A 25,011-nucleotide genomic window follows, 5' to 3' on the forward strand; every position below is an offset into this window, starting at 1 on the left:
CGCAATTGTCGCCGCACCGGGTGGGCGCCGGTCATTTGAGGCGCTCGTGGATCCGGTTGCGCATCGAGTCCATGGTGAAGCCGCGCGGGTCGATCTTGCCCGGCTGCCACTCCTTGTGGCCGATCACCGAGCGGGAGTTCCAGTCGTGGTGACGGCAGATCGCGGCGGCGGCCTTCTCGATGGCTTCGAGCTGGACGTCGGGCCAGGGGTCCTTGCCGTCGCCGAGGTTCTCGCATTCGAAGCCGTAGAAGTGTCTGTTCCCGTCGGTATTGGTCTCGTTGTCGCTCGGGAGGAGCTTCTCGGCGACGACGGCGCGCAGTACGTCGTCGTCGCCGAGTCCGGCATGGTTGGCGCGGCCGTAGCCGACCAGGTGGACCCGGCCGTCCTTGGCGATCACGCCGTGGCAGAGCGGGCCGGGCAGATCCGGGAAGCCGTCACGGCAGATGCGCACGGTGGACGCGGTGCCCTTGGTGACCGTGTGGTGGATCATCACGCCGTTGACCGGACCCCACGGGCCCTTGTGGTTGCGGTTGTGGGTGCGCCAGTCGCCGACCTGGACGACGGTGAGCCCCTCGTTCATCAGGACTTCCAGGAACCTGCTCGCGGACATGGGCGAGGACATGGCCGTCTCCTTCGTGCGTGGGGGAACGAGCCTTGATCCGCTTGTACCGGAATGTCGCTCTCCGGGCCATGCCTTCGGTAGTTGTTCGAACCGTGTGCGATCCGAACCGGTCAACTCCGCGAGCTGTGGGCCGGATTCAGCCCTGTGCCAGCCACATGTCGGGGCCGAACACCTCGTAGTGGATGTCGTTCGCCGGGACGCCCTTGGCCAGCAACTGGGTGCGTACGGCGCGCATGAAGGGCAGGGGGCCGCAGAGGTAGGCGTGGGTGCCGGGGGCGACGGCGAGGTCGCTCAGATCGACCTGGCCGGTGCGGTCGGCGGGGTGGCCGGGCTCGGGGTCCTCGTACCAGAAGTGGGCGGCGGCGTCGGGGAGTTTGCCGGTGAGCAGGGCGTGGTCGGTGCGCATCGCATGGGTGGCGGGGGAGCGGTCGCCGTGCACGACGGTGACCGGGGCGCGGTGGCTGGTCGTCGCGAGGTGCTCCAGCATCGAGAGCATCGGGGTGCAGCCGATGCCCGCGGAGGCGAGCAGGAGCGGTGCGTCGGTGGAGTCGAGTACGAGATCGCCGTACGGGGCGGAGACCCGCAGCAGGTCACCGGCCTCCACCTCGGTGTGCAGATGGCTGGAGACCTCGCCGTCGGGCGAGCCGCCGCCGTGCACCCGCTTGACGGTGATCGAGCGGAGCCGCGAGCCGGGGGCGCAGGAGAGGCTGTACTGGCGTATCTGGCGGGCCCCGTCGGGGAGTTCCACCTGTACGGAGACGTACTGGCCGGGCCGGAAGGCGGGCGCGGGCGCTCCGTCGGCCGGGCGGAGCTGGAAGGTGGCGACGTCGGCGGTCTCCTCGATCCGGGCGGCCACCTCCCACTCGCGCCACACATCGCCGGCGACGACGCCCTGCTGTGCGTACAGCCGCTCCTCGATCGAGATCAGGGCGCCCGCCATCAGCCAGTAGACCTCGTCCCAGGCGGCGGCGACCTCCGGGGTGACCGCGTCGCCGAGCACCTCGGCGATGGCGGCGAACAGATGGGTGTGCACGATGTCGTACTGGGCGGCGGTGACGCCGAGCGAGGCGTGCTTGTGGGCGATCCGGCCGAGCATCACGTCGGGGCGGGTGTCCGGGTGCTCGATCAGCTGGGTCGCGAAGGCGGCGATGGAGCCCGCGAGGGCCTGCCGCTGGGTGCCGGACGCCTGGTTGCCGCGGTTGAAGAGGTCGCGCAGCAGCTCGGGGTGGGCGTCGAAGAGCTTGCGGTAGAAGAGATCGGCGATGTCTCCGATGGCCGCGCCCACGGCGGGGAGGGTGGCACGGACGGTGGCGGTCGACGTCTCGGAGAGCATCGGGACTCCTTGGGTTTGAATTGGTATTTGAGATTCGTATTTTTGGGCGGTGTGAAACCGGGCAGCGCGCAGCCGGGCGGTAAGGCCTGTGGTGTGGTGTGCGGTGGCTCGGCCGGCGGCTCAGCCGGTGTCCGGGCGGCCGCTGCTGATACCGATCAGCAGCGGTCCGGTGGGGGACGCGACGAGTTCGGTGACGGTGAGCGGATCGAGCGAGGCGTAGAAGGCCTCCTCCGCGTGGCGCAGGGCGCCGCGCAGCCGGCAGGCCGAGCGCAGGGGGCAGGGGGTGTTGCCCTCGCACTCGACGACGTCGCCGGGCCCCTCAAGCTCCCGGACGAGCCCGCCGATCGAGGCGGAGCGGCCCGCTCCGGTGAGGCTGAGCCCGCCGCCGCGGCCCCGTCGCGCCTCGATGAGGCCGAGGTGCTGGAGCCTGGCGACGACCTTCGCGGCGTGGGTGTACGGCACCTGCATGGTGGCCGCCACCTCCCGGGTGGTCGGCGGGTCCTCGTTCTCCGCGACGGCGAGGCGCATCAGTACGCGCAGCGCCACGTCGGTGAATCTCGTCAGCCGCATGGCAGTCAGCGTAGATAAGTTGCATCGAGGATGCAACTTAAAATGATCGGCGGACATCGCTGAGCGTCGTGCCCAGCCCAAAGCCGATTAGTCACACTCTTTTGTGTAATGGCGTGACCGCTCTCCGTGCTGAAGGCTTCTTCTCGCAGGTCAGCCGAAGAATCGAGAGGACGACAGATGTCCGTTGGTGAAGAGGTTCAGAACGCGTCGTTGCCGCCGCAGCAGAGTCTGGGGACGGCAGCGGCGCGGAACCTCGCGACGACCACCAAGTCCGCCCCGCAGATGCAGGAGATCACCTCGCGGTGGCTGCTGAAGATGCTGCCATGGGTGCAGGTGCAAGGTGGTACCTACCGGGTGAACCGCAGGCTGAGCTACTCGGTCGGGGACGGCAGGGTGACCTTTGTGCAGACCGGTGACCGGGTCGCGGTCATCCCCGCCGAGCTCGGAGAGCTCCCCGCCCTGCGGGGTTTCGACGACGAGGAGGTGCTGGGCGAGCTCGCCCGGCGGTGCGAACAGCGCGAGATCGCGGCGGGACAGGTGCTGGCCGCGTCGGGGGACGCGGCGGACAGCGTCTACCTGCTGGCGCACGGCAAGGTCGAGAAGATCGGCGCCGGCCCGTACGGTGACGAGACGGTGCTCGGAGTCCACGCCGACGGGGCCTACTTCGGGGACCAGTCCCTGGTCGACGGCGAGGCCGTCTGGGAGTACACGGCCCGTGCCGTCACCGCTTGTACGGTGCTCAGGCTGAGCCGGGCGGACGTGCTGAACCTCGCCGAGCGCGCGGACTCGCTCCGCGACCACCTCGCCGGACTGCTCAGCATCCCGGAGCAGCGCACCAACAAGTACGGCGAGGCGGCGATCGACCTCTCCGCCGGCCATGTCGGCGAGGCCGTCGTACCGCACACGTACGTCGACTACGACGCGGCGCCGCGCGAGTACGAACTGAGCGTCGCCCAGACCGTGCTGAAGGTCCACAGCCGGGTCGCCGACCTCTACAACCAGCCGATGAACCAGACCGAGCAGCAGTTGCGGCTCACGGTCGAGGCGCTGCGCGAGCGCCAGGAGCACGAGCTGATCAACAACCGCGAGTTCGGGCTGCTCAACAACTGCGACTACGGGCAGCGCCTCCAGCCGCACGACGGTGCGCCCAGCCCCGACGACATGGACGAACTGCTCTCGCGCCGCCGCGGATCGAAGCTCTTCCTCGCCCACCCGAGGGCCATCGCCGCATTCGGCCGCGAGTGCAACAGGCGCGGTCTGGTGCCGGAGAGCGTCGACATCGGCGGACACCATGTGCCGGCCTGGCGGGGCGTACCGATCTTCCCGTCCAACAAGATCCCGATCACCGACGCCCAGACCACGTCGATCATCTGCATGAGGACGGGTGAGGCCGAGCAGGGCGTCATCGGCCTCCAGCAGACCGGCATCCCCGACGAGATCGAGCCCAGCCTCTCGGTCCGCTTCATGGGGATCGACGAGCAGGCGATCATCTCCTACCTGGTGACGGCCTACTACTCCGCGGCCATCCTCGTGCCGGACGCCCTGGGCGTACTGGAAAACGTCGAGGTCAGCCGCTGGCGGTAGCCCCTCGGGGGCTCGGACGACGGCGTCCGGGCCCCCGCCAACCTCCGCCACCGGGCAGCCGTGCCCGGGGCGGCCCCGGGAGGACGTCCGAGTGAAGACCCACCACGCACCCCAACCACTCACACCCCGCGCCCCGGGCGACAACGCCCCGGCCACCCCCGCGACACAGGGCGCCGACGATCCGGCCACCCCCGCGGAGCCGACCGTCCCCGCGACACAGGGCCAGGAGGCCGAGGTCCTCCTGGAACAGACCCGGGCCCTCGTCGATCCCCAACTGCGCGCCGCCGTCGAATCCCTGCCCGGGTCGATCCGCCGCGTCGCGATGTACCACTTCGGCTGGCAGGAGGCCGACGGCACCCCGTCCTCGGGTTCGGCCGGCAAGGCGATCAGGCCCGCACTGGTCCTCGCCGCGGCCCGCGCGCTGGGCGGCGACCCGGAACAGGCGGTACGGGCAGCCGTCGCCGTGGAGCTGGCCCACAACTTCACGCTGCTGCACGACGACGTCATCGACGAGGACCGGACCCGTCGGCACCGGCCCACGGCCTGGGCGGTCTTCGGCATCCCCGACGCGGTCATCGCGGGCGACGCCATGCTCGCCCTCGCCCAGCGGCTGCTCGCCGAGGACCCGGCCCCGGCCGCGGCCCGCGCCTCGGCACGGCTCTCGACCTGTGTCATCGAGCTGTGCGCGGGCCAGCAGGCCGACTGCGCCTTCGAGGACCGGGCCCCCGAAGAGGTCACGCTGGACGAGTGCCTGACCATGGCCACCGCCAAGACCGGAGCCCTGCTCGGCTGCGCCTGCGCGCTGGGGGCGCTGTACGCGGGCGCGGAGGAGCGGGCGGTCCGCGGGATGGACGGATTCGGCCGGGAGGCGGGCCTCGCCTTCCAGCTCATCGACGACCTGATCGGCATCTGGGGGGACCCGGCACGGACCGGGAAGCCGGTCGGGGCGGATCTCACTGCCCACAAGAAGTCCCTGCCCGTCGTGTCCGCGCTGACCTCCGGAACCCCGGCGGGCGCCGAACTCGCCGCGCTCTACCGAGGATCGATGAACACACCCGGCGAGGTGAGCCGCGCCGCCGACGCCGTCGACCGGGCCGGCGGCCGGGACTGGGCGCAGATCTGCGCGGCCGACCGGATGGCCCGCGCGGTCCACCACCTGTCCCGGGCGGTCCCCGACCTGGCCCGGGCAGGCGACCTCCTGACCCTGGCGGAGTTCGTCACCCGCCGGACGCACTGACCGCGGAGAGGAGGCGGAACGGTACGCGGTGAAGGGTGCGCAGAAAGGAGAACGGAGAACGGGGCAAGGGGGGAGAACGGGGCAAGGGGAGCGGAGCAAAGCGCCGAGGTCACAAGGCCCGTGACAGGAAACGGAGGGCGACCGGGCGACTGTCATGGGCACGGGCTACAGTCCGTGCCCATGACAGATGAGTCATGGGCAGGGTGGTACCGGGACCGACAGGGTTCCGACGCCGTCGTCCTCACCACCGACGGACAGCAACTACGCCTCCGGACAAGGGGCATCGACTTCGAGGGCGTGAGCTTCGACGGCCTCACCCCCGTCGTCGGCACGCCACCGGCCGACGACCGGTTCGCCCTGGTGGGCGGAGCGCTGAGCGACTGCGTCCTGGAGTGGGACCTGCCGCTCCCGGTCGTCTGGGACGGAGCCGTCCACCAGGCCACGCTCAGCTGCCTGTTGTCGCTGCGCCGCCCCGATTCGCACCTCAGTCTTGAGCTGCAGTTCGGCGGTGCGGCCTACGCGTCCCATCGCGCCGAGAGCGACTTCGCGTCCGCCCTCGCCACGATCCAGCGCGCCCTGCCGCCCGACGTGCGTCTCCAGACCTGCATCGCCTGCGCCTTCTCGGACTACTTCCCGGCCCCGGTCGCAGGGCGCGGACTGTCCGGCGGCCTCGCCTGCTTCCGGGGTGCCAAGGACGCCTACCGCGGGGCGGCCGGCGAGGGCGACGTCCTGGACCTGTGGGACCGGCGCACCGGATTCGTCCAGGAAGTCTGGAGCTGCCGCGAGTACGAGCCCCGTCCGGACACCGGTGCGGGCACCGGGCACCGGGGCGCCTTCCCGCTGGAACACGCCTGATCGTCCGGAACAACGCCTGATCGCCCCGGCCCGGGCCGGGAGGGCGGCGTGGCTCAGCTCGGTCCGGGCCGGGAGGGCGGCGTGGCTCAGCTCGGTCCGGGCCGGGAGGGCGGCGTGGTGCCGTGCCAGTCGCCGGTGGCGTCGATGTTGGAAGTGGCGCTGCGGGCCGCGCGATCGGCGTCACCGGTGCGCAGGGCGTCGAGGAGGTCCTCGTGCCCGCGGGGGTCCGCGCCGTCGAAGCCGTGATCTTCCCAGTGGGCTGCCATGGAACGGCGCAGGGCCGGGCCGAGGGCGGCGTAGAGGTCGTTCAGCAGGCTGTTGCCGCCGCCGGCGGCAACAGCCTGGTGGAAGGCGTGATCGGCCTGGATCCACGCGTCGCGGTCGCGCTGCTGCCAGGCGGCGGCGCGCTGCGCCAGCAACGCGCCGAGACGGTCCAGTGCCTCGGGGGTGATGCGGGCGGCGGCCAGGCGGGCGGCCTGGGCGTCCAGCCCCTGGCGGACTTCGAGCACCTCGCCCAGCTCGCTGTCGAGCCGCTGGACGGCGCCGGACAGCTCGCTGGTGGCCCGCACATAGGTGCCGTCGCCCTGACGTGCCTGCAACAGCCCCGCGTGGATGAGCGCACGGGTGGCCTCGCGAAGCGTCCCGCGTGCGATGCCGAGCTGTTCGATGAGTGCGGTCTCGGTCGGGATGCGGGCCCCCATCGGCCATCGTCCCGAGGTGATCTCGTCGCGCAGTCGCTGGATGACGTCGTCGACCAGCACCGATCGGCGGACGGAGGGGAGAGCCACGGAGGGTCCTTCCTGGTCGGGGGCGCAGGCCTGGTCCGGCGAGCGGATCTGCCCGGGGAGCGGGTCTGATGGGCGGGTGAGCAGGTGGTGCAGAGGCAATCGTACTCTAAAGGTTGGACGTTAAAGGTCAGACGTTTTATGTTTCTTCCATGCTGCTCACTCGCCGCCCCCCGAACTCCGCCCCCCGTCCGAACACCCCCCGCCCGAACCCCGCCCGTCCGATGTCCCGTGCCGCCGCGGCCTGGCTGACCGCCATCGGCATCGTCCTGATCGCCCTCAACCTGCGGCTGAGCATCAGCAGCACGTCCGCGCTGCTGGAGCAGCTCCGGGCCCAGCTGGGGTTCGGGCCGCTCGTCGCGTCCATGGTCCCGGCGCTGCCGACTCTGTGCTTCGCCGCGGTCGGCGCGACCAGCGCCATGCTGGCCCGGCGCGTGGGCACCGAGCGTGCCGTCCTGCTGGCACTGATGGTGCTGACCGTGGGGCTCGCCGTGCGCGCGGTGCCCCGAACCGGGGCGCTGCTGGCCGGCACGCTGCTGGGCGCGGCGGGACTGGCGCTGTGCAACGTCCTGCTGCCCGCGGTGGTCAAGGCGCACTTCCCCGCCCGGGTCGCACTGCTGACCGGGGTTTACACCACCACGATGGCGCTCGGCTCGGCCGTCGCCGCGGCCGCGGCGGTCCCGGTCGCCGACCTGTTGGGGAAGCCTTCGCTGGGGCTGGCGGCCTGGGCCCTGCCCGCCGTGCTCGCCCTGGTGGTGTGGGGGCTGCGGCCGGGTTCCTGGAGGGCCGCGGCGTGGCGTGCGGACGGTGGCACGGTCTCGGCCTGGAGTGCCGGGCGCACCCGCTTCGGGCTGCTGGTGACCGCGTTCTTCGCCCTGCAGTCCCTCAACAGCTACGCGGTCATCGGCTGGCTGCCGACCGTCCTGTCCGACCACGGGATGAGTTCCGACCGGGCCGGGTTCATGCTGGGGCTGGCGCTGATCGTGGGGGTCCCCTCGACCTTCGCCCTGATGCCGCTCACCAGGACGGCGGGGCGGCTGCGGCTGGCGTTCGTCGCGGTCGGTGTCGCGCTGATGGCCGGTTATCTCGGCCTGCTCTGTGCCCCGTTGGCTCTGCCCGTCCTCTGGGTCGTGCTGACCGGCTTCGGGCTGGGGGCGTTTCCGCTGGTCCTGGCCATCATCGGGGCGAGCGGCCGGAGCGCGCAGGAGACCGCCGCGCTGTCGACCTTCTCCCAGAGCACCGGCTATCTCCTCGCCTCGGCGGGCCCCTTCGGCATCGGGCTGCTGCGCTCGGCCACCGGTGGCTGGGTGCTGCCCCTGGTCGTACTGCTCGCGCTCGCCGCGCTCCAGCTGCTCGTCGGACTGCGCCTGACCCTGACCCGTACCGCACTCGAGGACCGGTAGGCCGCGCCCGGAGGGGCCACCCCGTCCTACGAGGTGGCCCCGGTGGTGCGGTGCGTCCGGACCGGGGTCAGGAGGCGCTGCGCGCGAGTGCGGCCGCGAAGCCGTTCTGCCACAGGTAGTTGACCTGGCCGCGCTCGTTCGCGTCGGGATACGGGTTGGTGCAGGACGGGCCGGGGCCGCCACCCGACATCAACTCGCTGCACGGACCGGAGTAGTGGTCCGGGAGGCCGAGCACATGCCCGGTCTCGTGCGTGGTGACGCGGGTCGAGTCGTACTGCTGGTTCTGCGCGTAGTCCAGGAAGATGTACCCGTTGCCGTGCCCGTCGGTGCTCGCGTACGAGCCCCTGGAGTCATTGCCCTCGTAGTAGGTGAAGTCGGCGTTCGAGCCCTCCTGCAGCCGGACGCTGGAGACGGAGCCGTTCCAGATCTGCGCGCTGTTGGCTATCTCGGTACGGAAGCTCGGCGCGTTGGCGGTGCTGTAGACGACGGTGACCGACTGGGCGCCGGGGTTCGCCGCCCGCTTCTTCGCCACGGACTTGGCGACCGCCTCGAAGAACGCCTTGTTCGCGGCGGCGTTCTCGTGCGACCCGGCGTAGGCGGTGTAGCCCGCCCGGGCCTCCGACGTGGTGGTGGCGGGTGCGGCGGGGGCCGAGGAGGCGGCGATCGCGGGCGCCGTGCCCAGCGCGGCCGCGAGGCCGAAGCCGAGGCCGACGACGGCCGACATGACGGTCCTGGGGTGTCTCATGGGGGGTCTCCTACCGTTACCGGTCCGATGAACCCGTCCGATGATCGGACTCGGACGGGTGCGGTACGGAGAGAGTGTCGGGGAGCGGAAGCCGTGGCGGATGATGTCAACCGGCGATAGCACCGGGCTATCGCCAACCCCGGTACCGCCGCCGACGAGTCCACCAACTCCAGGTGAATTAACGGCCTTTGGTGCGATTGGGGAGTCTGGTGCGACAGTCGCCCGCCGCCCTACGCTCGACCGTATGGAGCTTGAGGTGAGGCACCTCAGGGCGCTGTGCGCCATCGCGGACACGGGCAGCCTGCACCAAGCCGCCCGAAGGCTGGGCGTGAGCCAGCCCTCCCTCACCACCCAGCTGCGCCGGATCGAGAACACCCTGGGCGCCGAGCTGTTCCGTCGTGAACGGACCGGCTGCCGCCCGACGTTGCTCGGCCACGCCGTCCTCAGCCGGGCCCGCCCCCTGGTCGACGGAATGACCGCCCTGGTCAGCGACGCGAAGGCGGAGGCCGACGCGGTCCGGGCCTCTGGGCCGCGGCTGCGCATCGGCTGCACCGCGAGCCGGGTCATCGGCGGCTGGCTGCGCAGGCTGCGGCTCCGGCTGCCCGACACGGACATCTCGCTGCGGGTGGACGTATCGGCCCGCGCACTGCTCCGCGACGTCGGGGCGGGCGGGCTCGACGTCGCCTTCGTGCACGAGGTCGAGGGATGCCCGCTGGCCGTCCCCGACGGCCTGGAACAGCGCGTACTCCTGGACCGCGAACCTCAGTTCATCTCCATGGCCAGGGACCACCCGGCCGCCGCCCGGTCCGTGGTCGACCTCGCCGATCTGGCCGCCGACCGGTGGATGGTCGACCCCACGGTGGACGGCGAATGGGACGGGCTGCGCCGGGTGTTCGGCGAGGCCGGTCTCGCGCCGACCGTCCTGCACGGCGACTACCTCACCGCCGCCTCCCTCGTCGTGCTCGGCGAGGCGGTCGCCCCCTGCCAGCCCACCTCCGGGCCGCGCGACGACATGGCGATCCGCCCGCTGCGCGACGACCCCCTCGCCGTACGGCTGCTGCTGGTGTCCCGGCCGGGCGCCGACATGGCGACGGTGTACGGGGAACTGGAGGCGGCCTACCGGGAGGCGGCCCGGCGCGCGGCCGGGTACCACCAGTGGCTGCTGCGCAACCGCAGCCCGCTCGCCCGCACACCGTGAAGGACCGGTTCCCGATTCCGCCGAGAGCGAGGACCGGTTCCCACCGGGCCGCCCGGCGGGCAGAGTCGGTCCCATGAGGCTTCTGATACTGGGTGGTACGGAATTCGTGGGGCGCGCCGTCACCGAGGCGGCGCTGGCGCGCGGCTGGGACGTCACGGTGTTCCACCGTGGTCGGCACGCGCCTCCGCCGGGCGTGACGGAACTCCTCGGCGACCGCACCACGGAGGGCGGCCTCGCCGCCCTGGCCGGAACCGGCAAGGGCCCCGGCGGCGGGTACGCCTGGGACCTGGTGGTCGACACCTGGAGCGGCGCCCCCTCGGCCGTGCGGGACGCAGCCCGTCTGCTGGCCGACCGGGCCGCCCGGTACGCGTACGTTTCCAGCCGCTCCGTGTACGACCACCCGGCCCCCGCCGGTCTGCCGGAGGAAGGTCCGCTGGTGGCCGGCGCCTCGCCCGACGCGGGCGGTGACGTCTCGTACCCCCTGGCCAAGCGCGGCGGTGAACTGGCCGCGCTCGACGCCTTCGGCGACCGGGCCCTCCTCGCCCGCGCGGGGCTGATCCTGGGCCCCTGGGAGAACATCGGCAGACTGCCCTGGTGGCTGCTGCGGATCGCCCGCGGCGGGCCCGTACTGGCCCCGGGCACACCGGATCTGATGCTTCAGTACATCGACGCCCGCGACCTCGCGAACTGGCTGCTGGACGCGGCCGGCGGCGGTCTGCACGGGCCGTACAACCTGGTCAGCCGCTCGGGTCACGCCACCATGGGGCAGCTGCTGGACGCCTGTGTGCGTGCCACCGGCTCCGACGCGGCACTGCGCTGGACGCCCGCGGAGACGGTCCTCGCGGCGGGCGTGGAGCCATGGACCGATCTGCCGGTCTGGCTGCCGCCGGGCGAGTCGTACGACGCGATCCACCGGGGTGACGTCAGCAGGGCGTACGCGACCGGTCTGCACTGCCGCCCGGTCGAGGAGACGGTCGCCGACACCTGGAAGTGGCTGGAGGAGCTGGGCGGGAAGGTCCCGCAGCGCCCGGACCGGCCCGCGGTCGGCCTGGACCCGCGCGTGGAGGCCGAACTCCTGGCGGCCTCGGCCTGACGGACCGTCGGGGGTGGCCCGGGGCGTGGCGCCGGCTCGCACGGGCGCGCCCGGTCGAGGCTCCGTGTATCCGGGTGCATCGGGCTCGAACCGGGTGTGGCATTCGTGTCGTTTGGTACGTAAACCTGCATATTGACCCTTATGGTCGGGCAGTCGCTGCCCAGACACGGGCCGAGCCCGCCGGGCAGCGGGTCGGCGAGAGCGATCGCCGTGGACGCCGATGTGGCGTCGGCCCAGGGCGGCCAGCAGGGCATCACGTTCAACGCGATCCCGGACGGTGCGACGGTGCTCGTCAATGTCTACGGGAGCAGCCGCAAACATCACCACGTTCATGGGTTCGCTGCCGCAGGCCGGACTCCGCGAGAGCCTGCCGTGAAACTTCCCGGACGCCACCGAGGTCGGCCTGCACGGCACCGGTCAGTTGCAGGGGAGCGTGCTGATCGGCCAGCAGTCGAGTACGGCCACCTTGGACATGAGCGGCACCAACGGCCGTTATTACACCGCCGGTTCACTGACCCACACCTCGGCGGGCCTGTCGGGCGGCCAGGAGCTGCACGCCTATCCCTTCGACGGTGATCTGCCGGCCTGCGGCGAGGAGCCGTTGCCCACGCCGACCCCGACCCCGACCCCGACGGACACCCCCACCCACACGCCGGGACCGAAGCCCACACCGACCCACACCTGGCCGCACAAGCCCGACGGGCCGGACAAGCCCGGTACCTGGCCGCACAAGCCCCATCCCGGAGGGGAGCTCCCGCACACGGGTGCGCGCGGCGGTGAGTGGATTCTCGGCGGGATCGCCGCCGTTCTGCTCGCGGCCGGATCGGCGGCCACGCTGATGGCCCGGAGGGCGCGTCGACGCGGCTAGTTTTGGCCCATGGCCGAACTGCTGCTGCACCTCACCGAAGGCCCCCTGTGGGAGGCGGCCCGCGGGATCGGGACGTATGAGATGTCCACCCGCGGCCGCACCCTGCACGAAGAGGGCTTCATCCACTGCTCGCTGCCGCACCAGCTCCCCGGCGTGGCCGAGATGCTGTACGGCGCCGGGAGCGGGGCAGGGACCGGTGACCAGGAACTCGTGGTCCTCGTCATCGATCCCGACCGGCTCCCGGTGCCCGTACGGTACGAGCCCGTCGCGCCCGGCGGCGAGGAGTTCCCGCACATCTACGGCCCCGTCCCGGTGGACGCGGTCGTGGAGGTGCGCCCCTGGCTGCTCAAGGAAGGTGACCCCGCATGAACAACCCACCCCCCACCGGCCCGGAGAACCCGGGCGCCCCCATCGTCGCCGTCACCGGCGCGAGCGGAGCTGTCGGCGGCCGTGTCGCCCGGCGCCTGGCGCGCGCCGGCGTGCCCGTACGGTTGCTCGGGCGCGACCCGTCCCGGCTGCCCGAACTGCCCGGCGCCGTCGCCGCGCCGCCCGCCCCGTACGGCGACGGGGAGGCCATGCGCCGCGCCCTGGCCGGGGCGCACACGCTGTTCCTGGTCTCGGCGCACGAGAGCCCGTACCGGGTGCGCGAGCACACGACGGCCGTGGACGCGGCGGTCGCCGTGGGCGTCGAACGCATCGTGTACGTCTCCTTCCTGGGTGCGGCGCCGGACGCCACGTTCACCTTCGCCCGGGACCACTGGCACACCGAGGCGCACATCCGGGCCACCGATGTCCGCTACACCTTTCTGCGCGACAGCCTGTACCTCGCCGGGATCCCGGCCATGACCGGCGCCGACGGGGTGCTGCGCGGCCCCGCCGGCGACGGCCGGGTGGCGGCGGTGGCGCACGACGACATCGCGGACGTCGCGATCGCCGTCCTGCTGGCCGACACCGAGAGCGCCGACACCCGCTACGACGGGATCACCTACGACCTCACGGGTCCCGAGGCGTTCACCCTCGCCGAAGCGGCCGAGGAGCTCGGCAGGGTCACCGGCCGGACCATCACCTACCTGCCGGAGACCCGTGAGGAGGCCTATGCCTCCCGGGCGCAGTACGGTGCCGAGGACTGGGAGGTGGCCGGCTGGGTGACCTCGTACGAGGCCATCGCCACCGGTGAGATGGCCACGGTCTCGGACGCCGTGCCGGACCTCACCGGGCATCCGGCGACGAGCCTGGCCACCTTCCTGAGGGAGCATCCGGACAGCTACCGCCACCTGCTGAACACGGACTGACTCCACAACGGGCGGTATCGAAGGGGTAAAGGGGCCTGCGGCAACATGCGTACGGAAACCCCGTGGGGCCCCTGGGACCAGCCCCCGCCGGACGAGGCCGCCCGTCTCTTCGCGCCGTTACGTGTCCCCTGGTGGATCGCCGGGGGACACGCGGTCGAATTCGCCGTGGGCCACGCCTTCCGGGACCACGGCGACATCGACGCACTCCTGCTCCGCCCGGAGCGCCGGGGCACCCGTGGGCGGTCCGCCTGCTCGCCCATCCGGCGGGCTGACGGGACGGCCGGCCGTCAGCCGACGTACGCGCCCGCCCGCGCCGCCGCCGCGGCAGCCTCGGCGGCACGGTCCGCCGCCGCCTCGTCGAGCGGATCGCCGCTGGCCAGCAGCCGGTAGTAGAGCGGTGCTGAAACGGCGCGGATCACCTCGTCCGGGTCCGTGCCCGCAGGCAGCTCCCCGCGCTCGACGGCCTCGGTGACGCAGCCGGACCACTCCCTCGCCACCTCGCCCGAAGCGCTGCTCGTGGCCAGGGTGTTGCAGGGTCTCGCCACGGCGGCCGTCACCCCGGCCGGACTGGCGCTGCTGACCACCGCCTTCAAGGAGGGCCCACTGCGGGGACGCGCCCTGGGCCTCAACGGGGCACTGATGTCCGCCGGATTCACCGCTGGTGCCATCCTCGGCGGCCTGCTCACCGATCTGCTCTCCTGGCGCTGGGCGTTCTTCATCAACGTGCCCGTGGCCGCCCTGGTGCTCGCCCTCGCCCCCGCCGTCATCACCGACTCGCGGCCCGCCGTGCGCCCCCGGCTCGACGTTCCCGGCGCCGTGACCGTCACCGGCGGACTGCTGCTGCTCGTCTACGGTCTGACGCAGGCCGGTGAGTCCGGCTGGACCAGGCCGGATCCACCGACTCCCGTCGGACCCACCCTCCGGCATCCCCGCGTCCGGGCGGCTCAGCCCTCGTCGTGCGCCTTCCGCAGCGCGGCGATGTCCAGCTTCTTCATGGTCATCATCGCCGCGGTCGCCCTGGCGGCCTTCGTCCCGTCCGGGTCGAGGAGCAGTTCGATCAAGCCATCGGGCACGACCTGCCAGGAGACGCCGTACCGGTCCTTCAGCCAGCCGCAGGGCCCCTCTTCGCCGCCGTCGGTGAGGCTGCTCCAGTAGTAGTCCACCTCGGCCTGGTCCGCGCAGTCGATCTGGAACGAGATGGCCTCGTTGAAGGTGAACTCCGGCCCGCCGTTCACCCCGACGAACCTCTGGCCGTTGAGCTCGAACTCGACCGTCATCACCGAACCGGCGGGCCCCGGCCCCGCCTCGTTGTAGCGGCCGATCCTGCCGAGGCGGGAGTTCTTGAAGACCGAGAGGTAGTACTCCGCCGCCTCCTCGGCCTGTCCGTCGAACCACAGACATGTGGTGAAGCCCTCGGTGGTCATCGCTGTCTCCCCTCGTGTACGCAGCCCCGTCGTCTGCGCATGTCCACCCATACCGACTGATCCTGCCCCGAAAACTCATCGGTGGCACCAGGAGTGAATCGACAGGGGGACCGGCATCGGCCGACTTCATATGGTCCCCTCAGGAGGGGCGAAAACACGCCGGCGACACGGCCGCGTTCCAGGCAAACCGCTTCGCGAACGCCTTCGTAAACGGCTTTCTCACGCTGGGGAGTTGCCCCTACGATCACCGGAGCGGGATCGCGCGGTCCCGCAGACTGCGGTGCCGTGGCAGAGCGGCCCATTGCGATCGGCGTGCGGAGGTCACCCGTACGCCGACTGAGGGGAACAGGGCGGACCTGCCCTCCCCGTCCGCGGGTTCGAATCCCGTCGGCTCCGCAGTCGACCGCAGGCAGATGCGTCTCCCATCTGCCTCCCGAACAGCTCCGCAAACGCGGAAGGGCCCGACCGCTCGAAGCGGTCGGGCCCTTCCACTTGCCCGTCCGGCCTGCGGCGGAGCCGTGGCCGTCGGGGCGGGGGATCAAGCCTTCTTGGTCTCCCAGAAGATCTTGTCGATCTGGGCGATGTAGTCCAGCGCCTTCTGGCCCGTCGCCGGGTCCGTGGAAGCCTTCGCGGCCGACAGCGCCTTGAGGGCGTCGTTGACCAGCTGGTGCAGCTCCGGGTACTTCTCGAAGTGCGGGGGCTTGAAGTAGTCGCTCCACAGCACCGAGATGTGGTGCTTGGCGAGCTCGGCGCGCTGCTCCTTGATGACCACCGCGCGGGCCCGGAAGTGCGGGTCCTCGTTGGCCTGGTACTTCTCCTGGACGGCCTTGACGGACTCCGCCTCGATGCGGGCCTGGGCCGGGTCGTACACGCCGCAGGGCAGGTCGCAGTGGGCGCTGACCTTCACCTTGGGGGCAAACAGGCGGGAAAGCATTGAGCTGTCCTTCCTCGTGATCGTCTTCTCAGGTGGGACATTACTCCGTGAGAGACGTGTTTTCGTGGGTGCCCCCATGGGCTTAGGCCAAAAGTCCAGGGCGAGGATGGGACCAGTGGCCGAATGTACGGAACGCTGTAACAGGACGTGTACTGGACGGACCGGGGAGGTGCAGGAGAGATGCGGGAGGTGCCGGAAGTGCCTGAGCTGACGCAGGAACAGCCCGGGCGGGGGCTGGCGGCGCGTGTGCCGTTCCAGGTGGTGGAGGTGACCGGGCCGTCGATGGTGCCGACGCTCCATCACGGGGACTGGCTGCTCGTGCAGTACGGGGCGACGGTGCGCCCCGGTGACGTGGTGATCCTGCGGCATCCGTTCCAGCAGGACCTGCTGGTCGTGAAGCGGGCCGCCGAGCGCCGTCGGGGCGGCTGGTGGGTGCTGGCCGACAACACCTTCGCGGGCGGGGACAGCACGGACTACGGGACGGTGCCCGAGGAGTTCGTACTGGCCAGGGTCCGGGCGCGCTACCGGCCGCTGAAGAAGGATCAGCGGTCGGTGCGGGGTGTGGTGGCCTGGGCGGTCTGTGCGCTGCGGCCGGTGTCGGCCGCCCGTTCCGTCTCCAGGCGCTTGCGGGCCCGGTAGGCGGCCACATTGGCGCGGGTCGCGCAGCGGTCCGAGCAGTAGCGGCGGGACCGGTTGGTGGAAGTGTCGAGATAGGCGTTGCGGCACGGCGCTGCCTCGCACAGGCCGAGCCGGTCGACCCCGTACGAGGTGAGATGGAAGGCGAGGCCCATCGCCGCGATGGCGGCGTACCCGGCCGTCGCGTTCGACGGATGGTCGGCCAGGTGCATGTGCCAGTCCGGTTTGCCGTCCTCGTCACGGATGTCGTGCCCGGAGATCTGCGGGCTGACCGGGAATTCCAGCAGCAGTGAGTTGAGCAGGTCGACGGCGAGCGTCTCGTCGCCGCCGTCGGCCGCTTCGAAGACCGAGCGCAGCCGCGCCCGTACCGACCTGAAGCGGGTCACATCCGCGTCGGTCGCCCGCCGGGCCGCCTGGCCGTTGGCGCCGAACAGTTCGCGGACCGCCTCCACGGAGGTGAGGGAGTCCTTGTTGCGGGCCGGCTCCTCGGTGTTGACCAGACGTACGGCGTAGTCCGAGTAATAGGCCAGTTCCACTTGTAGTCCTTACGGCGTCGGTCTATGGTCGGTGCAGCGAACGATGTAATGGGCTTTTGTGGGTCCAGGGTATTACATGGAGGTTCCCGGTGGCGGAGACATCGACAGGTACGGACTGGCGGGCCTGGCAGGAGAGCTGGGACCGTCAGCAGGAGTGGTACATGCCCGACCGCGAGGAGCGGTTCCGGGTGATGCTGGACATGGTCGAGGCCCTCGTCGGGCCGCGGCCGAGGGTGCTCGATCTCGCATGCGGTACTGGAAGTATTACGGACCGGCTGCTCAAGCGGTTCCCGGAAGCGACCAGTACCGGTGTGGACCTCGACCCGGCGCTGCTCGCCATCGCGCGAGGTTACTTCGACGGCGACGAGCGCGTCACCTTCGTCACCGCGGACCTCAAGGACCCCGGGTGGGCCGGGCAGTTGCCGTACGAATCGTACGACGCCGTCCTCACCGCCACCGCCCTGCACTGGCTGCACACCGAGCCGCTCACCGCGCTCTACGGGCACATCGGCGGGCTCGTCAGGGAAGGAGGGGTGTTCATGAACGCGGACCACATGATCGACACCGCGACGCCCCGGATCAACGCGGCCGAACGCGCCCACCGGCACGCCGCCATGGACCGTGCCAAGGTCGCGGGTGCACTCGACTGGGCCGACTGGTGGGCGCTGGCCGCCAAGGACCCGGTCCTCGCCGGACCGACCGCGGAGCGGTACAAGATCTACGGTGAGCACGCGGACGGCGACATGCCCTCCGTGCGGTGGCACACCGACACCCTGCGCGCGGCCGGATTCGGTGAGGCGCGGACCGTCTGGGCCTCGCCCTCGGACACCCTGGTGCTCGCCGTGAAGTAGCGGAGGGACGTGTGGGGAGGGGCGGTACGGGGCGGGTGCCCGTACCGCCCCTCCTTTTCTGTCTTCTGCTGCAACCCGCTGTGCCTCCCGCCGCACTGGAAGGGTGAGACGGTCCGCACCCGCGGACCCGGAGAGGGGCGCCGACGATGCGGATCGATGACGATGCCGCGCTGCACGCCTTCGTCGAAGGCAGACGTACCGCGCTGTTCCGCAGCGCGTATCTGCTGTGCGGCGACCGGCACGAAGCCGATGACCTGGTCCAGGCGACGCTGGTCAAGGTGGTGCTCGGGGGGCGGCGGTACGGACGACTCGACAACATCGAGGCGTACGCGCGCAAGACGTTGATCAACACCTTCATCGCATCCCGCCGCCGGTTCTGGCGGCGCGAACAGTCCTATGGCGAACTGCCCGACCACGCCGGCCAGACGCCGGACACGGACACCGGCCTGGCGGTGCGGGCGGCACTCGCCCGGCTCACGGACAAGCAGCGAGCGGTACTGGTGCTGCGCTACTGGGAGGACCTGAGCGTCGAGGCCACGGCCGGCCTGCTCGGGATGCGGGAGAACACGGTCAAGAGCCACGCGGCTCGGGGGTTGGCGGCGCTGCGCGCCGAGATGGCGGAGGAATTGGTATGAGCAACGACGTGCACGAGCTGTTGGGGCGGGCCGCGGAGGACGCGGGGCAGCCGGCCACCTCCACCCGGACGGTGTACGCAGGGGTCGCCCGGGTGCGGCTGCGGCGCCGGGTCACCGTCTCGGTCGCGGCGGTCGCCGTGGTCGCGGCCGGAGCCGTCGCCGCGCCGAACCTGGCCCCGAAGGGGGACACGCAGGAGACCTCGGTGGCGGCCCCGGTCGAGCTCGCGGGGAACGGCGGCCGGGCGAAGGAACTGGCGAAGGTGCTGCCCAGGGACGTCGGAGCCGTCGCGCAGGTCTCGCTGTCCGTCATCCTCAAGGGCGACACCACCCAGCGCGAAATGCCGCACCTGGAGGGACCGCTGGACGGGCACTTCTCCGTACGCCGGGACGGCGGCGTCGGCTACCTGGTCATTGGCTACATGGACACCGGGAAGCCAGGCGCGGCGGACCCGAACGGCGATCCGTGCAAGCCCGCCCAGGGGCAGCCGGGTCTGGCGGACTGCGTGAACGAGGAGCTGCCGGACGGGCGGGTGCTGACGACCTGGAGCGACCCGATGAATTACGAAGGGGCGCCGCCGTGGGGGCAGGAGCTGGTCGGCAGGCTCACCCTGAAGGACGGCGGGGTGCTCGCCGTCCGTGACAGCACCGGCTTCAAGGGCGAGCGGGCGCAGGGCCCGCTCCTGAAGACGCTGCCGCTGACCCGCGCCCAGCTGCGGGAGCTGCTGCTCAGCCCGGAGCTGCTGCCCAAGAAGTAGGGGGTATGGGAGAGGGCGGTACGGAGGCGACCTCCGTACCGCCCTCCTTCCGCGCTGCTACAGCACCTTCGACAGGAACGACTTCGTCCGGTCGTGCTGCGGGCTGGTCAGCACGTCGCGCGGGTGGCCCGACTCGACCACCACGCCGTCGTCCATGAAGACCAGCGCGTCGCCGACCTCACGGGCGAAGCCCATCTCATGGGTCACGACGACCATCGTCATGCCCTCCTCCGCGAGCCCGCGCATGACGTCCAGGACGTCGCCCACCAGCTCCGGGTCGAGCGCCGACGTCGGCTCGTCGAAGAGCATCAGCTTCGGCTCCATGGCCAGGGCACGGGCGATGGCCACCCGCTGCTGCTGTCCGCCGGAGAGCTGGGAGGGGTAGTTCTTCGCCTTGTCGCCGAGGCCGACCCGGTCCAGCAGCCGCTCGGCCCGGGCCCTCGCCACGGCCTTGGACTCGCGCCTGACCTGGACGGGGGCCTCCATGACGTTCTCGATCGCCGTCATGTGCGGGAAGAGGTTGAAGCGCTGGAAGACCATGCCGATGTCCTGGCGCTTCAGTGCGACCTCGCTGTCCTTGAGCTCGTAGAGCTTGTCGCCCTTCTGGCGGTAGCCCACCAGCTCGCCGTCGACGTACAGCCGGCCGGCGTTGATCTGCTCCAGGTGGTTGATGCACCTCAGGAACGTCGACTTGCCGGAACCGGACGGGCCGATCAGGCAGAAGACCTCCCTCGGGGCGACCTCCAGGTCGATGCCCTTGAGGATGTGCGCGGCGCCGAAGGACTTGTGGACACCCTCGGCCTTCACCATGGCGTTGGCGGTCATGCCATGCCTCCCTTCGGGCGGCCCAGGGACAGCAGGTTGGCCCTGACCTTCTGGAACGGGGTGGGCGGCAGGCTGCGGCTCGAACCCCGCGCGTAGTACCGCTCCAGGTAGTACTGGCCGATGCTCAGCACCGACGTCATGATCAAGTACCAGGCCGCGGCCAGGAAGTACATCTCGACCGGAGCTCCGGATCCCTGCCCGATGTCCTGGGCGTACTTGAACAGCTCGTAGAACTGCACGGCCGCCACCAGCGACGTCGTCTTGAGCATGTTGATCACTTCGTTGCCCGTCGGCGGCACGATCACCCGCATCGCCTGCGGGATCACGACGCGGCGCAGGGTCTTGCCGTGACTCATGCCCAGCGCGTGCGACGCCTCTGTCTGGCCCTCGTCGACCGAGAGCAGCCCCGCACGGCAGATCTCGGCCATGTAGGCGGCCTCGTTGAGACCCAGGCCGAGCAGCGCCGTCAGCAGCGGCGTCATGAAGCTCGACCAGTAGTCCTTGTAGATCGGCATGAGGTTGATGTACTCGAAGACCAGGCCCAGGTTGAACCAGACGAACAGCTGGACCAGGACCGGGGTGCCGCGGAAGAACCAGATGTAGAACCAGGCGATCGACGAGGTCACCGGGTTCCTCGACAGCCGCATCACGGCCAGCAGGATGCCGCCGACGATGCCGATGACCATGGACAGGGCGGTCAGCAGCAGGGTCTGGGTAACACCCTTGAGGATGCGGTCGTCGAAGAAGTAGTCGGGGACCGCACCCCAGTTGATCTTGCCCTGGCTGAAGGCGTAGACGATCGCGGCGAATGCCGCGATGGCGACGACCGCCGAGACGTACCGGCCGTAGTGCCGGACCGGAATGGCCCTGATCGCCTCGGGTCCGGACGGTGGAGTGGGGGGTATGGGCGGCTGGTCGGCCGGGCCCGACTTCTTGATGTCAGTCACAGAAAGAACCTTTCAGCGCCGATGCCTTCTCAGGATCCGCCGTTCAGCTTGGCCTCGGTGACCGCGCCGGCCTCCACGCCCCACTTGGAGATGATCTTGTCGTACTCGCCGTTCTTGATGATCGCGTTCAGGGCCGCCTGAACGGCCTTGGTCAGCTGGTCGTTGCCCTTGGCGACGGCGATGCCGTACGGGGCGGCCTCGACCTGCTCGCCGACGATCTGGAAGTCCTTGCCGCCGCCCGAGGTCTTCACCGCGTACGCGGCCACCGGGAAGTCGGAGGAGCCGGCGGCGGCGCCACCGCTGCGCAGCCGGGTCTGGGCCTCCAGGTCGTTGTCGAAGGTCTCGATCGCGATCTTCTGGCCGCCCGCGCACTTCTTCGACTCGGACTTGGCGAGGTTGTGCGAGACGGTGCCGCGCTGGACGGCGATCTTCTTGCCGCAGAGGTCGGCCCAGGTCTTGATGCCCTGGTCGTCGCCCTTCCGGGTGTAGATCGAGACGCCGGCGGTGAAGTAGTCGACGAAGTCGACGCCCTCGCCGACCTTCTTCTTCGTCTCGGAGTCGATGCCCTGCTGGCGGTCCTTGGTGTCGGTCATCGACGACATCGCCAGGTCGTAGCGCTTGGAGCGCAGACCGGTGATCAGCGTGTCGAACGTGCCGTTCTGGAACTGGAAGGTCACGCCGAGCTGCTTGCCGAGCGCGGCGCCGATGTCGGGGTCGATGCCGACCGTCTTGCCGGACTTGTCCTTGAATTCGACCGGCGGGTAGGCGATGTCCGAACCGACCTTGATGACGCCCTTGTCCCTGATCTCCTTCGGCAGGAGATCAGCGAGCGGTGCCTTGGCCGACGCCGGGTTGTTCGTCGACCCGTTCTTGGTCTGGTCGCCACAGGCGGTCAGCAGCATGGTGCCGGCGACCGCGATGGCGCCGACCGCTGCAATCCTGGATTTCGCGGCCGTGCGACGTGTGGTGCTTGCGGTCATGATCGGGTTGCCTCCGGCAGGTGAGGGTGGTGTTACCAGGCGGTATGGACACACGACTTCGAATGTCGCCCCCCTGTGGGATTAGGGCATCTTGCCATTCGGACTGGCTCAAACTGGTCGCCGATCGTGTCAAAATCGGATAACGGGTGATCCCCGAACCTCACGGGGCCGGTACACAGGGCCGGACCATCTGTGGGGTTTTCATCTTCACGCCGGAAGATCTGCGGCGCGTCTCGACAGGTGGACGCTTTCGTCGCTTGGCGGACTTGTCCAGATATTCGACTATGAGTCACGTCACCGAGTCGATATGGACTCGTCCATGACGCGGTCCGTCGGGTAAGAAAGACCTTTACACCCCTCATCCGGGGCTCAGGGCGCGTGTGCGGCGCGCCCGCGCGTAGGTATTTCCCCCTGCTGGGGCGGGCCAACCGCCGACGCAGGGCACGTACGCGGTGCCCGCCCACCCCTCCTCAACCAGGAGTGGCCACCCTCAAACGATGAAGACTTAAGGGGTCAACACCATGGCAGCGGAGATCGTCAATCCTCGCAGCGACAGCACTACTGACAGCACCACCGATGAGCCGTTCGATCCGGCCTTCGCTCTCCACCGCGGGGGGAAGATGGCCGTGCAGGCCACCGTTCCCATCCGTGACAAGGACGACCTGTCCCTCGCGTACACGCCCGGCGTCGCCAAGGTGTGCAGCGCCATCGCGGAGAACCCCGAGCTGGTCCACGACTACACCTGGAAGTCGCAGGTCGTCGCCGTCGTGACGGACGGCACCGCGGTGCTCGGCCTCGGTGACATCGGACCCGAGGCCTCCCTCCCGGTGATGGAGGGCAAGGCGATCCTCTTCAAGCAGTTCGGCGGCGTCGACGCGGTGCCGATCGCGCTCGCGACCACCGACGCGGACGAGATCGTCGAGACCGTCGTCCGGCTCGCGCCGTCCTTCGGCGGCGTGAACCTGGAGGACATCTCGGCGCCGCGCTGCTTCGAGATCGAGCGCAAGCTCCAGGAGCGGCTCGACATCCCGGTCTTCCACGACGACCAGCACGGCACCGCCGTCGTGACGCTCGCGGCCCTGCGGAACGCCGCGAAGCTGTCCGGCCGGAGCCTCGGCGATCTGCGCGCCGTCATCTCCGGCGCCGGCGCCGCAGGCGTCGCCATCGCGAAGTTCCTGCTGGAGGCGGGGCTCGGCGATGTCGCCGTGGCCGACCGCAAGGGCATCGTGAGCCGGGACCGCGAGGACCTGACCGAGGTCAAGCGCGAGCTGGCCGAGCTCACCAACCGGGCCGGGATCTCCGGCCCGCTGGAGGCCGCGCTGGCCGGCGCCGATGTCTTCATCGGCGTCTCCGGCGGTACGGTCCCCGAGGCGGCCGTCGCCTCGATGGCGCCCGGCGCGTTCGTCTTCGCCATGGCGAACCCGAACCCCGAGGTCCACCCCGACATCGCGCACAAGTACGCGGCCGTCGTGGCGACCGGGCGGTCCGACTACCCGAACCAGATCAACAATGTGCTGGCCTTCCCCGGCATCTTCGCGGGCGCCCTCCAGGTCCGGGCCTCCCGGATCACCGAGGGCATGAAGATCGCCGCCGCGAACGCGCTGGCCGACGTCGTGGGCGAGGAGCTCGCGGCGGACTACGTGATCCCGTCGCCGTTCGACGAGCGGGTGGCGCCTGCCGTCACGGCCGCGGTGGCGGCGGCCGCGCGGGCGGAAGGCGTGGCCCGGCGCTGAGCCGGTGGGGTGGGTGGGGTACGGGTTCCCGGGTGCGGGGTGCGCCTGCGGCGGGCTTGTTCCCCACCCCGCCCCTTCCCGTAACCCGGGGCTCCGCTCCCGGACCCCCGCTCCTCAATCGCCGGAGGGGCTGGAATGCGCGGTGCGCGTCACACCCGCGGCCGGTTACGCCCGGCCGCGCCCCGGCCTATCGTCGGGGCCATGTTCGCCGCCTACGCATCCCGCATCGACCGCGACCAGCCCCTCAACGGCCTTGAGCTGGGTGAACGCCCCGCCCCCGAGGCACGACCCGGCTGGACCACCGTCAATGTCCGGGCCGCCTCCCTCAACCATCACGACCTCTGGTCCCTGCGGGGCGTCGGCCTCGCCGAGGACAAGCTGCCGATGATCCTCGGCTGCGACGCGGCCGGAATCGACGAGGACGGCAACGAAGTCGTCCTGCACTCCGTCATCGGGCAGACCGGTCACGGCGTCGGCCCGAAGGAACCCCGCTCCATCCTCACCGAGCGCTACCAGGGCACCTTCGCCGAGCAGGTCACCGTCCCCAGCTGGAACGTGCTGCCCAAGCCGAAGGAGCTCACCTTCGAGCAGGCCGCCTGTCTGCCGACCGCCTGGCTCACCGCGTACCGGATGCTCTTCACCAACGCCGGGGTGCGCCCCGGCAACTCGGTCCTCGTCCAGGGCGCGGGTGGCGGCGTCGCCACCGCCGCGATCGTGCTCGGCCGGGCGGCCGGGCTGCGGATCTACGCCACCAGCCGCGACGAGGCCAAGCGCAAGCGCGCCGTCGAACTCGGCGCGATCGAGGCGTTCGAGCCGGGCGCACGGCTGCCGCAGCGCGTCGACGCGGTCATCGAGACGGTCGGCGCGGCCACCTGGTCCCACTCCGTGAAGTCGCTGCGCCCGGGCGGCACGCTCGTCATCTCCGGTGCGACCAGCGGCGACCGGCCCTCGCACGCCGAGCTGACCCGGATCTTCTTCCTGGAGCTGAAGGTCGTCGGCTCGACCATGGGCTCCAAGGACGAGCTGGAGGACCTGCTGGCGTTCTGCGCGACCACCGGTGTGCGGCCCGTCATCGACGAGGTGCTGCCGCTGGAGCGGGCCCGCGAGGGGTTCGAACGGCTGGAATCGGGCGACCAGTTCGGAAAGATTGTGCTCACCTGCTCTTGAGGT

Annotated in this window: 26 protein-coding genes, 1 tRNA gene and 2 pseudogenes; 17 read left to right on the plus strand and 12 right to left on the minus strand. The window is 70.7% G+C overall.

The window, feature by feature from the left end; genetic code table 11:
- Positions 1-31 precede the first annotated feature (31 nt).
- The 3 genes from OG978_RS27400 to OG978_RS27410 all read right to left on the minus strand — a co-directional run bounded on the left by OG978_RS27400 (position 32) and on the right by OG978_RS27410 (position 2,525).
- Positions 32-622, minus strand: a complete 591-nt coding sequence (locus OG978_RS27400) for an N-acetylmuramoyl-L-alanine amidase (protein ID WP_326767761.1) — start codon at positions 620-622, stop codon at positions 32-34.
- A 136-nt stretch (positions 623-758) separates the two neighbouring features.
- Positions 759-1,955: a globin domain-containing protein gene (locus OG978_RS27405; protein WP_326767762.1), complete on the minus strand. Its 1,197-nt coding sequence runs from the start codon at positions 1,953-1,955 to the stop codon at positions 759-761.
- Positions 1,956-2,075: 120 nt separating this feature from the next.
- On the minus strand, positions 2,076-2,525 hold the full coding sequence (locus OG978_RS27410; protein WP_326767763.1) for an RrF2 family transcriptional regulator: 450 nt from the start codon (positions 2,523-2,525) through the stop codon (positions 2,076-2,078).
- Between the two features lie 177 nt (positions 2,526-2,702).
- Between OG978_RS27410 and OG978_RS27415 the strand changes: the two genes are divergently transcribed.
- From OG978_RS27415 to OG978_RS27425, 3 genes are all read left to right on the plus strand, one after another.
- A complete protein-coding gene (locus OG978_RS27415; protein WP_326767764.1) occupies positions 2,703-4,109 on the plus strand; it encodes a family 2B encapsulin nanocompartment shell protein in 1,407 nt (468 codons plus the stop codon).
- A gap of 241 nt (positions 4,110-4,350) precedes the next feature.
- Positions 4,351-5,346, plus strand: a complete 996-nt coding sequence (locus tag OG978_RS27420) for a family 2 encapsulin nanocompartment cargo protein polyprenyl transferase (protein WP_326770181.1) — start codon at positions 4,351-4,353, stop codon at positions 5,344-5,346.
- Between the two features lie 180 nt (positions 5,347-5,526).
- Positions 5,527-6,201, plus strand: a complete 675-nt coding sequence (locus tag OG978_RS27425) for a DUF6304 family protein (protein WP_326767765.1) — start codon at positions 5,527-5,529, stop codon at positions 6,199-6,201.
- An 86-nt stretch (positions 6,202-6,287) separates the two neighbouring features.
- Here the strand turns inward: OG978_RS27425 and OG978_RS27430 are convergent, their stop codons facing one another.
- Positions 6,288-6,989 carry a FadR/GntR family transcriptional regulator gene (locus OG978_RS27430; RefSeq protein ID WP_326767766.1) on the minus strand — a complete coding sequence of 234 codons (702 nt, stop codon included), beginning with the start codon at positions 6,987-6,989 and terminating at the stop codon, positions 6,288-6,290.
- A gap of 149 nt (positions 6,990-7,138) precedes the next feature.
- Between OG978_RS27430 and OG978_RS27435 the strand changes: the two genes are divergently transcribed.
- Positions 7,139-8,389 (plus strand): MFS transporter, encoded by a 1,251-nt coding sequence (locus OG978_RS27435; protein WP_326767767.1) that lies wholly within the window; start codon positions 7,139-7,141, stop codon positions 8,387-8,389.
- 67 nt (positions 8,390-8,456) lie between these two features.
- Here OG978_RS27435 and snpA read toward each other — a convergent pair whose 3' ends face one another.
- Positions 8,457-9,134 (minus strand): snapalysin, encoded by a 678-nt coding sequence (gene snpA, locus OG978_RS27440; RefSeq protein WP_326767768.1) that lies wholly within the window; start codon positions 9,132-9,134, stop codon positions 8,457-8,459.
- Between the two features lie 244 nt (positions 9,135-9,378).
- Here snpA and OG978_RS27445 point away from each other — a divergent pair, with 244 nt between their 5' ends.
- The 5 genes from OG978_RS27445 (at position 9,379) to OG978_RS27465 (ending at position 13,585) form a co-directional block, all read left to right on the plus strand.
- A complete protein-coding gene (locus OG978_RS27445; protein WP_326767769.1) occupies positions 9,379-10,332 on the plus strand; it encodes a LysR family transcriptional regulator in 954 nt (317 codons plus the stop codon).
- A gap of 85 nt (positions 10,333-10,417) precedes the next feature.
- Entirely contained in the window at positions 10,418-11,425 is a 1,008-nt protein-coding gene (locus OG978_RS27450) for a reductase (protein WP_326770182.1), read from the plus strand.
- 433 nt (positions 11,426-11,858) lie between these two features.
- On the plus strand, positions 11,859-12,293 hold the full coding sequence (locus OG978_RS27455; RefSeq protein WP_326767770.1) for a hypothetical protein: 435 nt from the start codon (positions 11,859-11,861) through the stop codon (positions 12,291-12,293).
- A 9-nt stretch (positions 12,294-12,302) separates the two neighbouring features.
- Positions 12,303-12,662 (plus strand): DUF952 domain-containing protein, encoded by a 360-nt coding sequence (locus tag OG978_RS27460; RefSeq protein WP_326767771.1) that lies wholly within the window; start codon positions 12,303-12,305, stop codon positions 12,660-12,662.
- Positions 12,659-13,585: an NAD(P)H-binding protein gene (locus tag OG978_RS27465; RefSeq protein WP_326767772.1), complete on the plus strand. Its 927-nt coding sequence runs from the start codon at positions 12,659-12,661 to the stop codon at positions 13,583-13,585. Before OG978_RS27460 ends, OG978_RS27465 begins: the two co-directional genes overlap by 4 nt.
- 287 nt (positions 13,586-13,872) lie before the next feature.
- Here OG978_RS27465 and OG978_RS27475 read toward each other — a convergent pair.
- Positions 13,873-14,073: pseudogene (locus OG978_RS27475) on the minus strand (TetR-like C-terminal domain-containing protein); the annotation flags it as partial.
- 1 nt (position 14,074) lies between these two features.
- Here OG978_RS27475 and OG978_RS27480 point away from each other — a divergent pair.
- Positions 14,075-14,560: pseudogene (locus OG978_RS27480) on the plus strand (MFS transporter); the annotation flags it as partial.
- Here OG978_RS27480 and OG978_RS27485 read toward each other — a convergent pair.
- Positions 14,530-15,009: a VOC family protein gene (locus tag OG978_RS27485; RefSeq protein ID WP_326767773.1), complete on the minus strand. Its 480-nt coding sequence runs from the start codon at positions 15,007-15,009 to the stop codon at positions 14,530-14,532. The pseudogene OG978_RS27480 and the gene OG978_RS27485 overlap by 31 nt on opposite strands.
- 279 nt (positions 15,010-15,288) lie before the next feature.
- Here OG978_RS27485 and OG978_RS27490 point away from each other — a divergent pair.
- Positions 15,289-15,405: transfer RNA gene (locus OG978_RS27490), tRNA-OTHER, on the plus strand.
- Positions 15,406-15,547: 142 nt separating this feature from the next.
- On the opposite strand, the gene sodN is transcribed toward OG978_RS27490, so the two are convergent.
- Positions 15,548-15,943, minus strand: a complete 396-nt coding sequence (gene sodN, locus OG978_RS27495; protein WP_072483792.1) for a superoxide dismutase, Ni — start codon at positions 15,941-15,943, stop codon at positions 15,548-15,550.
- Positions 15,944-16,123: 180 nt separating this feature from the next.
- Between sodN and sodX the strand changes: the two genes are divergently transcribed.
- Entirely contained in the window at positions 16,124-16,582 is a 459-nt protein-coding gene (sodX, locus tag OG978_RS27500) for a nickel-type superoxide dismutase maturation protease (protein WP_326767774.1), read from the plus strand.
- Here the strand turns inward: sodX and OG978_RS27505 are convergent.
- Positions 16,486-17,115, minus strand: coding sequence for a CGNR zinc finger domain-containing protein (locus OG978_RS27505; RefSeq protein WP_326767775.1), 630 nt, complete (start codon positions 17,113-17,115; stop codon positions 16,486-16,488). The two genes, sodX and OG978_RS27505, sit on opposite strands and share 97 nt — an antisense overlap.
- 89 nt (positions 17,116-17,204) lie before the next feature.
- On the opposite strand from OG978_RS27505, the gene OG978_RS27510 reads away from it, so the two are divergent.
- From OG978_RS27510 to OG978_RS27520, 3 genes are all read left to right on the plus strand, one after another.
- Positions 17,205-17,966 carry a class I SAM-dependent methyltransferase gene (locus OG978_RS27510; protein ID WP_326767776.1) on the plus strand — a complete coding sequence of 254 codons (762 nt, stop codon included), beginning with the start codon at positions 17,205-17,207 and terminating at the stop codon, positions 17,964-17,966.
- 146 nt (positions 17,967-18,112) lie between these two features.
- A complete protein-coding gene (locus tag OG978_RS27515) occupies positions 18,113-18,601 on the plus strand; it encodes a SigE family RNA polymerase sigma factor (protein ID WP_326767777.1) in 489 nt (162 codons plus the stop codon).
- Positions 18,598-19,356: a hypothetical protein gene (locus OG978_RS27520; protein ID WP_326767778.1), complete on the plus strand. Its 759-nt coding sequence runs from the start codon at positions 18,598-18,600 to the stop codon at positions 19,354-19,356. The genes OG978_RS27515 and OG978_RS27520 overlap by 4 nt, the downstream gene beginning before the upstream one ends.
- A 57-nt stretch (positions 19,357-19,413) precedes the next feature.
- Here OG978_RS27520 and OG978_RS27525 read toward each other — a convergent pair whose 3' ends face one another.
- The 3 genes from OG978_RS27525 to OG978_RS27535 are packed head-to-tail and all read right to left on the minus strand — an operon-like array spanning position 19,414 to position 22,108.
- Positions 19,414-20,181, minus strand: a complete 768-nt coding sequence (locus tag OG978_RS27525) for an amino acid ABC transporter ATP-binding protein (RefSeq protein ID WP_326767779.1) — start codon at positions 20,179-20,181, stop codon at positions 19,414-19,416.
- Positions 20,178-21,128: an amino acid ABC transporter permease gene (locus OG978_RS27530; protein WP_326767780.1), complete on the minus strand. Its 951-nt coding sequence runs from the start codon at positions 21,126-21,128 to the stop codon at positions 20,178-20,180. Before OG978_RS27530 ends, OG978_RS27525 begins: the two co-directional genes overlap by 4 nt.
- A gap of 29 nt (positions 21,129-21,157) precedes the next feature.
- On the minus strand, positions 21,158-22,108 hold the full coding sequence (locus tag OG978_RS27535) for an ABC transporter substrate-binding protein (RefSeq protein WP_326767781.1): 951 nt from the start codon (positions 22,106-22,108) through the stop codon (positions 21,158-21,160).
- Between the two features lie 521 nt (positions 22,109-22,629).
- On the opposite strand from OG978_RS27535, the gene OG978_RS27540 reads away from it, so the two are divergent.
- A complete protein-coding gene (locus OG978_RS27540; RefSeq protein ID WP_326767782.1) occupies positions 22,630-23,841 on the plus strand; it encodes an NAD(P)-dependent malic enzyme in 1,212 nt (403 codons plus the stop codon).
- Between the two features lie 201 nt (positions 23,842-24,042).
- Positions 24,043-25,008, plus strand: a complete 966-nt coding sequence (locus OG978_RS27545; RefSeq protein ID WP_326767783.1) for a zinc-binding dehydrogenase — start codon at positions 24,043-24,045, stop codon at positions 25,006-25,008.
- The last annotated feature ends 3 nt before the right edge of the window (positions 25,009-25,011 follow it).

The sequence above is a fragment of the Streptomyces sp. NBC_01591 genome, assembly GCF_035918155.1.
In the GTDB taxonomy this organism is placed as follows: domain Bacteria; phylum Actinomycetota; class Actinomycetes; order Streptomycetales; family Streptomycetaceae; genus Streptomyces.

What these genes read in the sequence shown, in the direction of transcription:
- OG978_RS27525 (WP_326767779.1), bottom strand. Translation starts at nt 20,181, where the DNA reads ATGACCGCCAACGCCATGGTGAAGGCCGAGGGTGTCCACAAGTCCTTC.
- sodX (WP_326767774.1), top strand. Translation starts at nt 16,124, where the DNA reads ATGCGGGAGGTGCCGGAAGTGCCTGAGCTGACGCAGGAACAGCCCGGG.
- OG978_RS27445 (WP_326767769.1), top strand. Translation starts at nt 9,379, where the DNA reads ATGGAGCTTGAGGTGAGGCACCTCAGGGCGCTGTGCGCCATCGCGGAC.
- snpA (WP_326767768.1), bottom strand. Translation starts at nt 9,134, where the DNA reads ATGAGACACCCCAGGACCGTCATGTCGGCCGTCGTCGGCCTCGGCTTC.
- OG978_RS27460 (WP_326767771.1), top strand. Translation starts at nt 12,303, where the DNA reads ATGGCCGAACTGCTGCTGCACCTCACCGAAGGCCCCCTGTGGGAGGCG.
- OG978_RS27520 (WP_326767778.1), top strand. Translation starts at nt 18,598, where the DNA reads ATGAGCAACGACGTGCACGAGCTGTTGGGGCGGGCCGCGGAGGACGCG.
- OG978_RS27540 (WP_326767782.1), top strand. Translation starts at nt 22,630, where the DNA reads ATGGCAGCGGAGATCGTCAATCCTCGCAGCGACAGCACTACTGACAGC.
- OG978_RS27545 (WP_326767783.1), top strand. Translation starts at nt 24,043, where the DNA reads ATGTTCGCCGCCTACGCATCCCGCATCGACCGCGACCAGCCCCTCAAC.
- OG978_RS27405 (WP_326767762.1), bottom strand. Translation starts at nt 1,955, where the DNA reads ATGCTCTCCGAGACGTCGACCGCCACCGTCCGTGCCACCCTCCCCGCC.
- OG978_RS27415 (WP_326767764.1), top strand. Translation starts at nt 2,703, where the DNA reads ATGTCCGTTGGTGAAGAGGTTCAGAACGCGTCGTTGCCGCCGCAGCAG.
- OG978_RS27410 (WP_326767763.1), bottom strand. Translation starts at nt 2,525, where the DNA reads ATGCGGCTGACGAGATTCACCGACGTGGCGCTGCGCGTACTGATGCGC.
- OG978_RS27465 (WP_326767772.1), top strand. Translation starts at nt 12,659, where the DNA reads ATGAACAACCCACCCCCCACCGGCCCGGAGAACCCGGGCGCCCCCATC.
- OG978_RS27435 (WP_326767767.1), top strand. Translation starts at nt 7,139, where the DNA reads ATGCTGCTCACTCGCCGCCCCCCGAACTCCGCCCCCCGTCCGAACACC.
- OG978_RS27535 (WP_326767781.1), bottom strand. Translation starts at nt 22,108, where the DNA reads ATGACCGCAAGCACCACACGTCGCACGGCCGCGAAATCCAGGATTGCA.
- OG978_RS27425 (WP_326767765.1), top strand. Translation starts at nt 5,527, where the DNA reads ATGACAGATGAGTCATGGGCAGGGTGGTACCGGGACCGACAGGGTTCC.
- OG978_RS27400 (WP_326767761.1), bottom strand. Translation starts at nt 622, where the DNA reads ATGTCCTCGCCCATGTCCGCGAGCAGGTTCCTGGAAGTCCTGATGAAC.
- OG978_RS27515 (WP_326767777.1), top strand. Translation starts at nt 18,113, where the DNA reads ATGCGGATCGATGACGATGCCGCGCTGCACGCCTTCGTCGAAGGCAGA.
- OG978_RS27485 (WP_326767773.1), bottom strand. Translation starts at nt 15,009, where the DNA reads ATGACCACCGAGGGCTTCACCACATGTCTGTGGTTCGACGGACAGGCC.
- sodN (WP_072483792.1), bottom strand. Translation starts at nt 15,943, where the DNA reads ATGCTTTCCCGCCTGTTTGCCCCCAAGGTGAAGGTCAGCGCCCACTGC.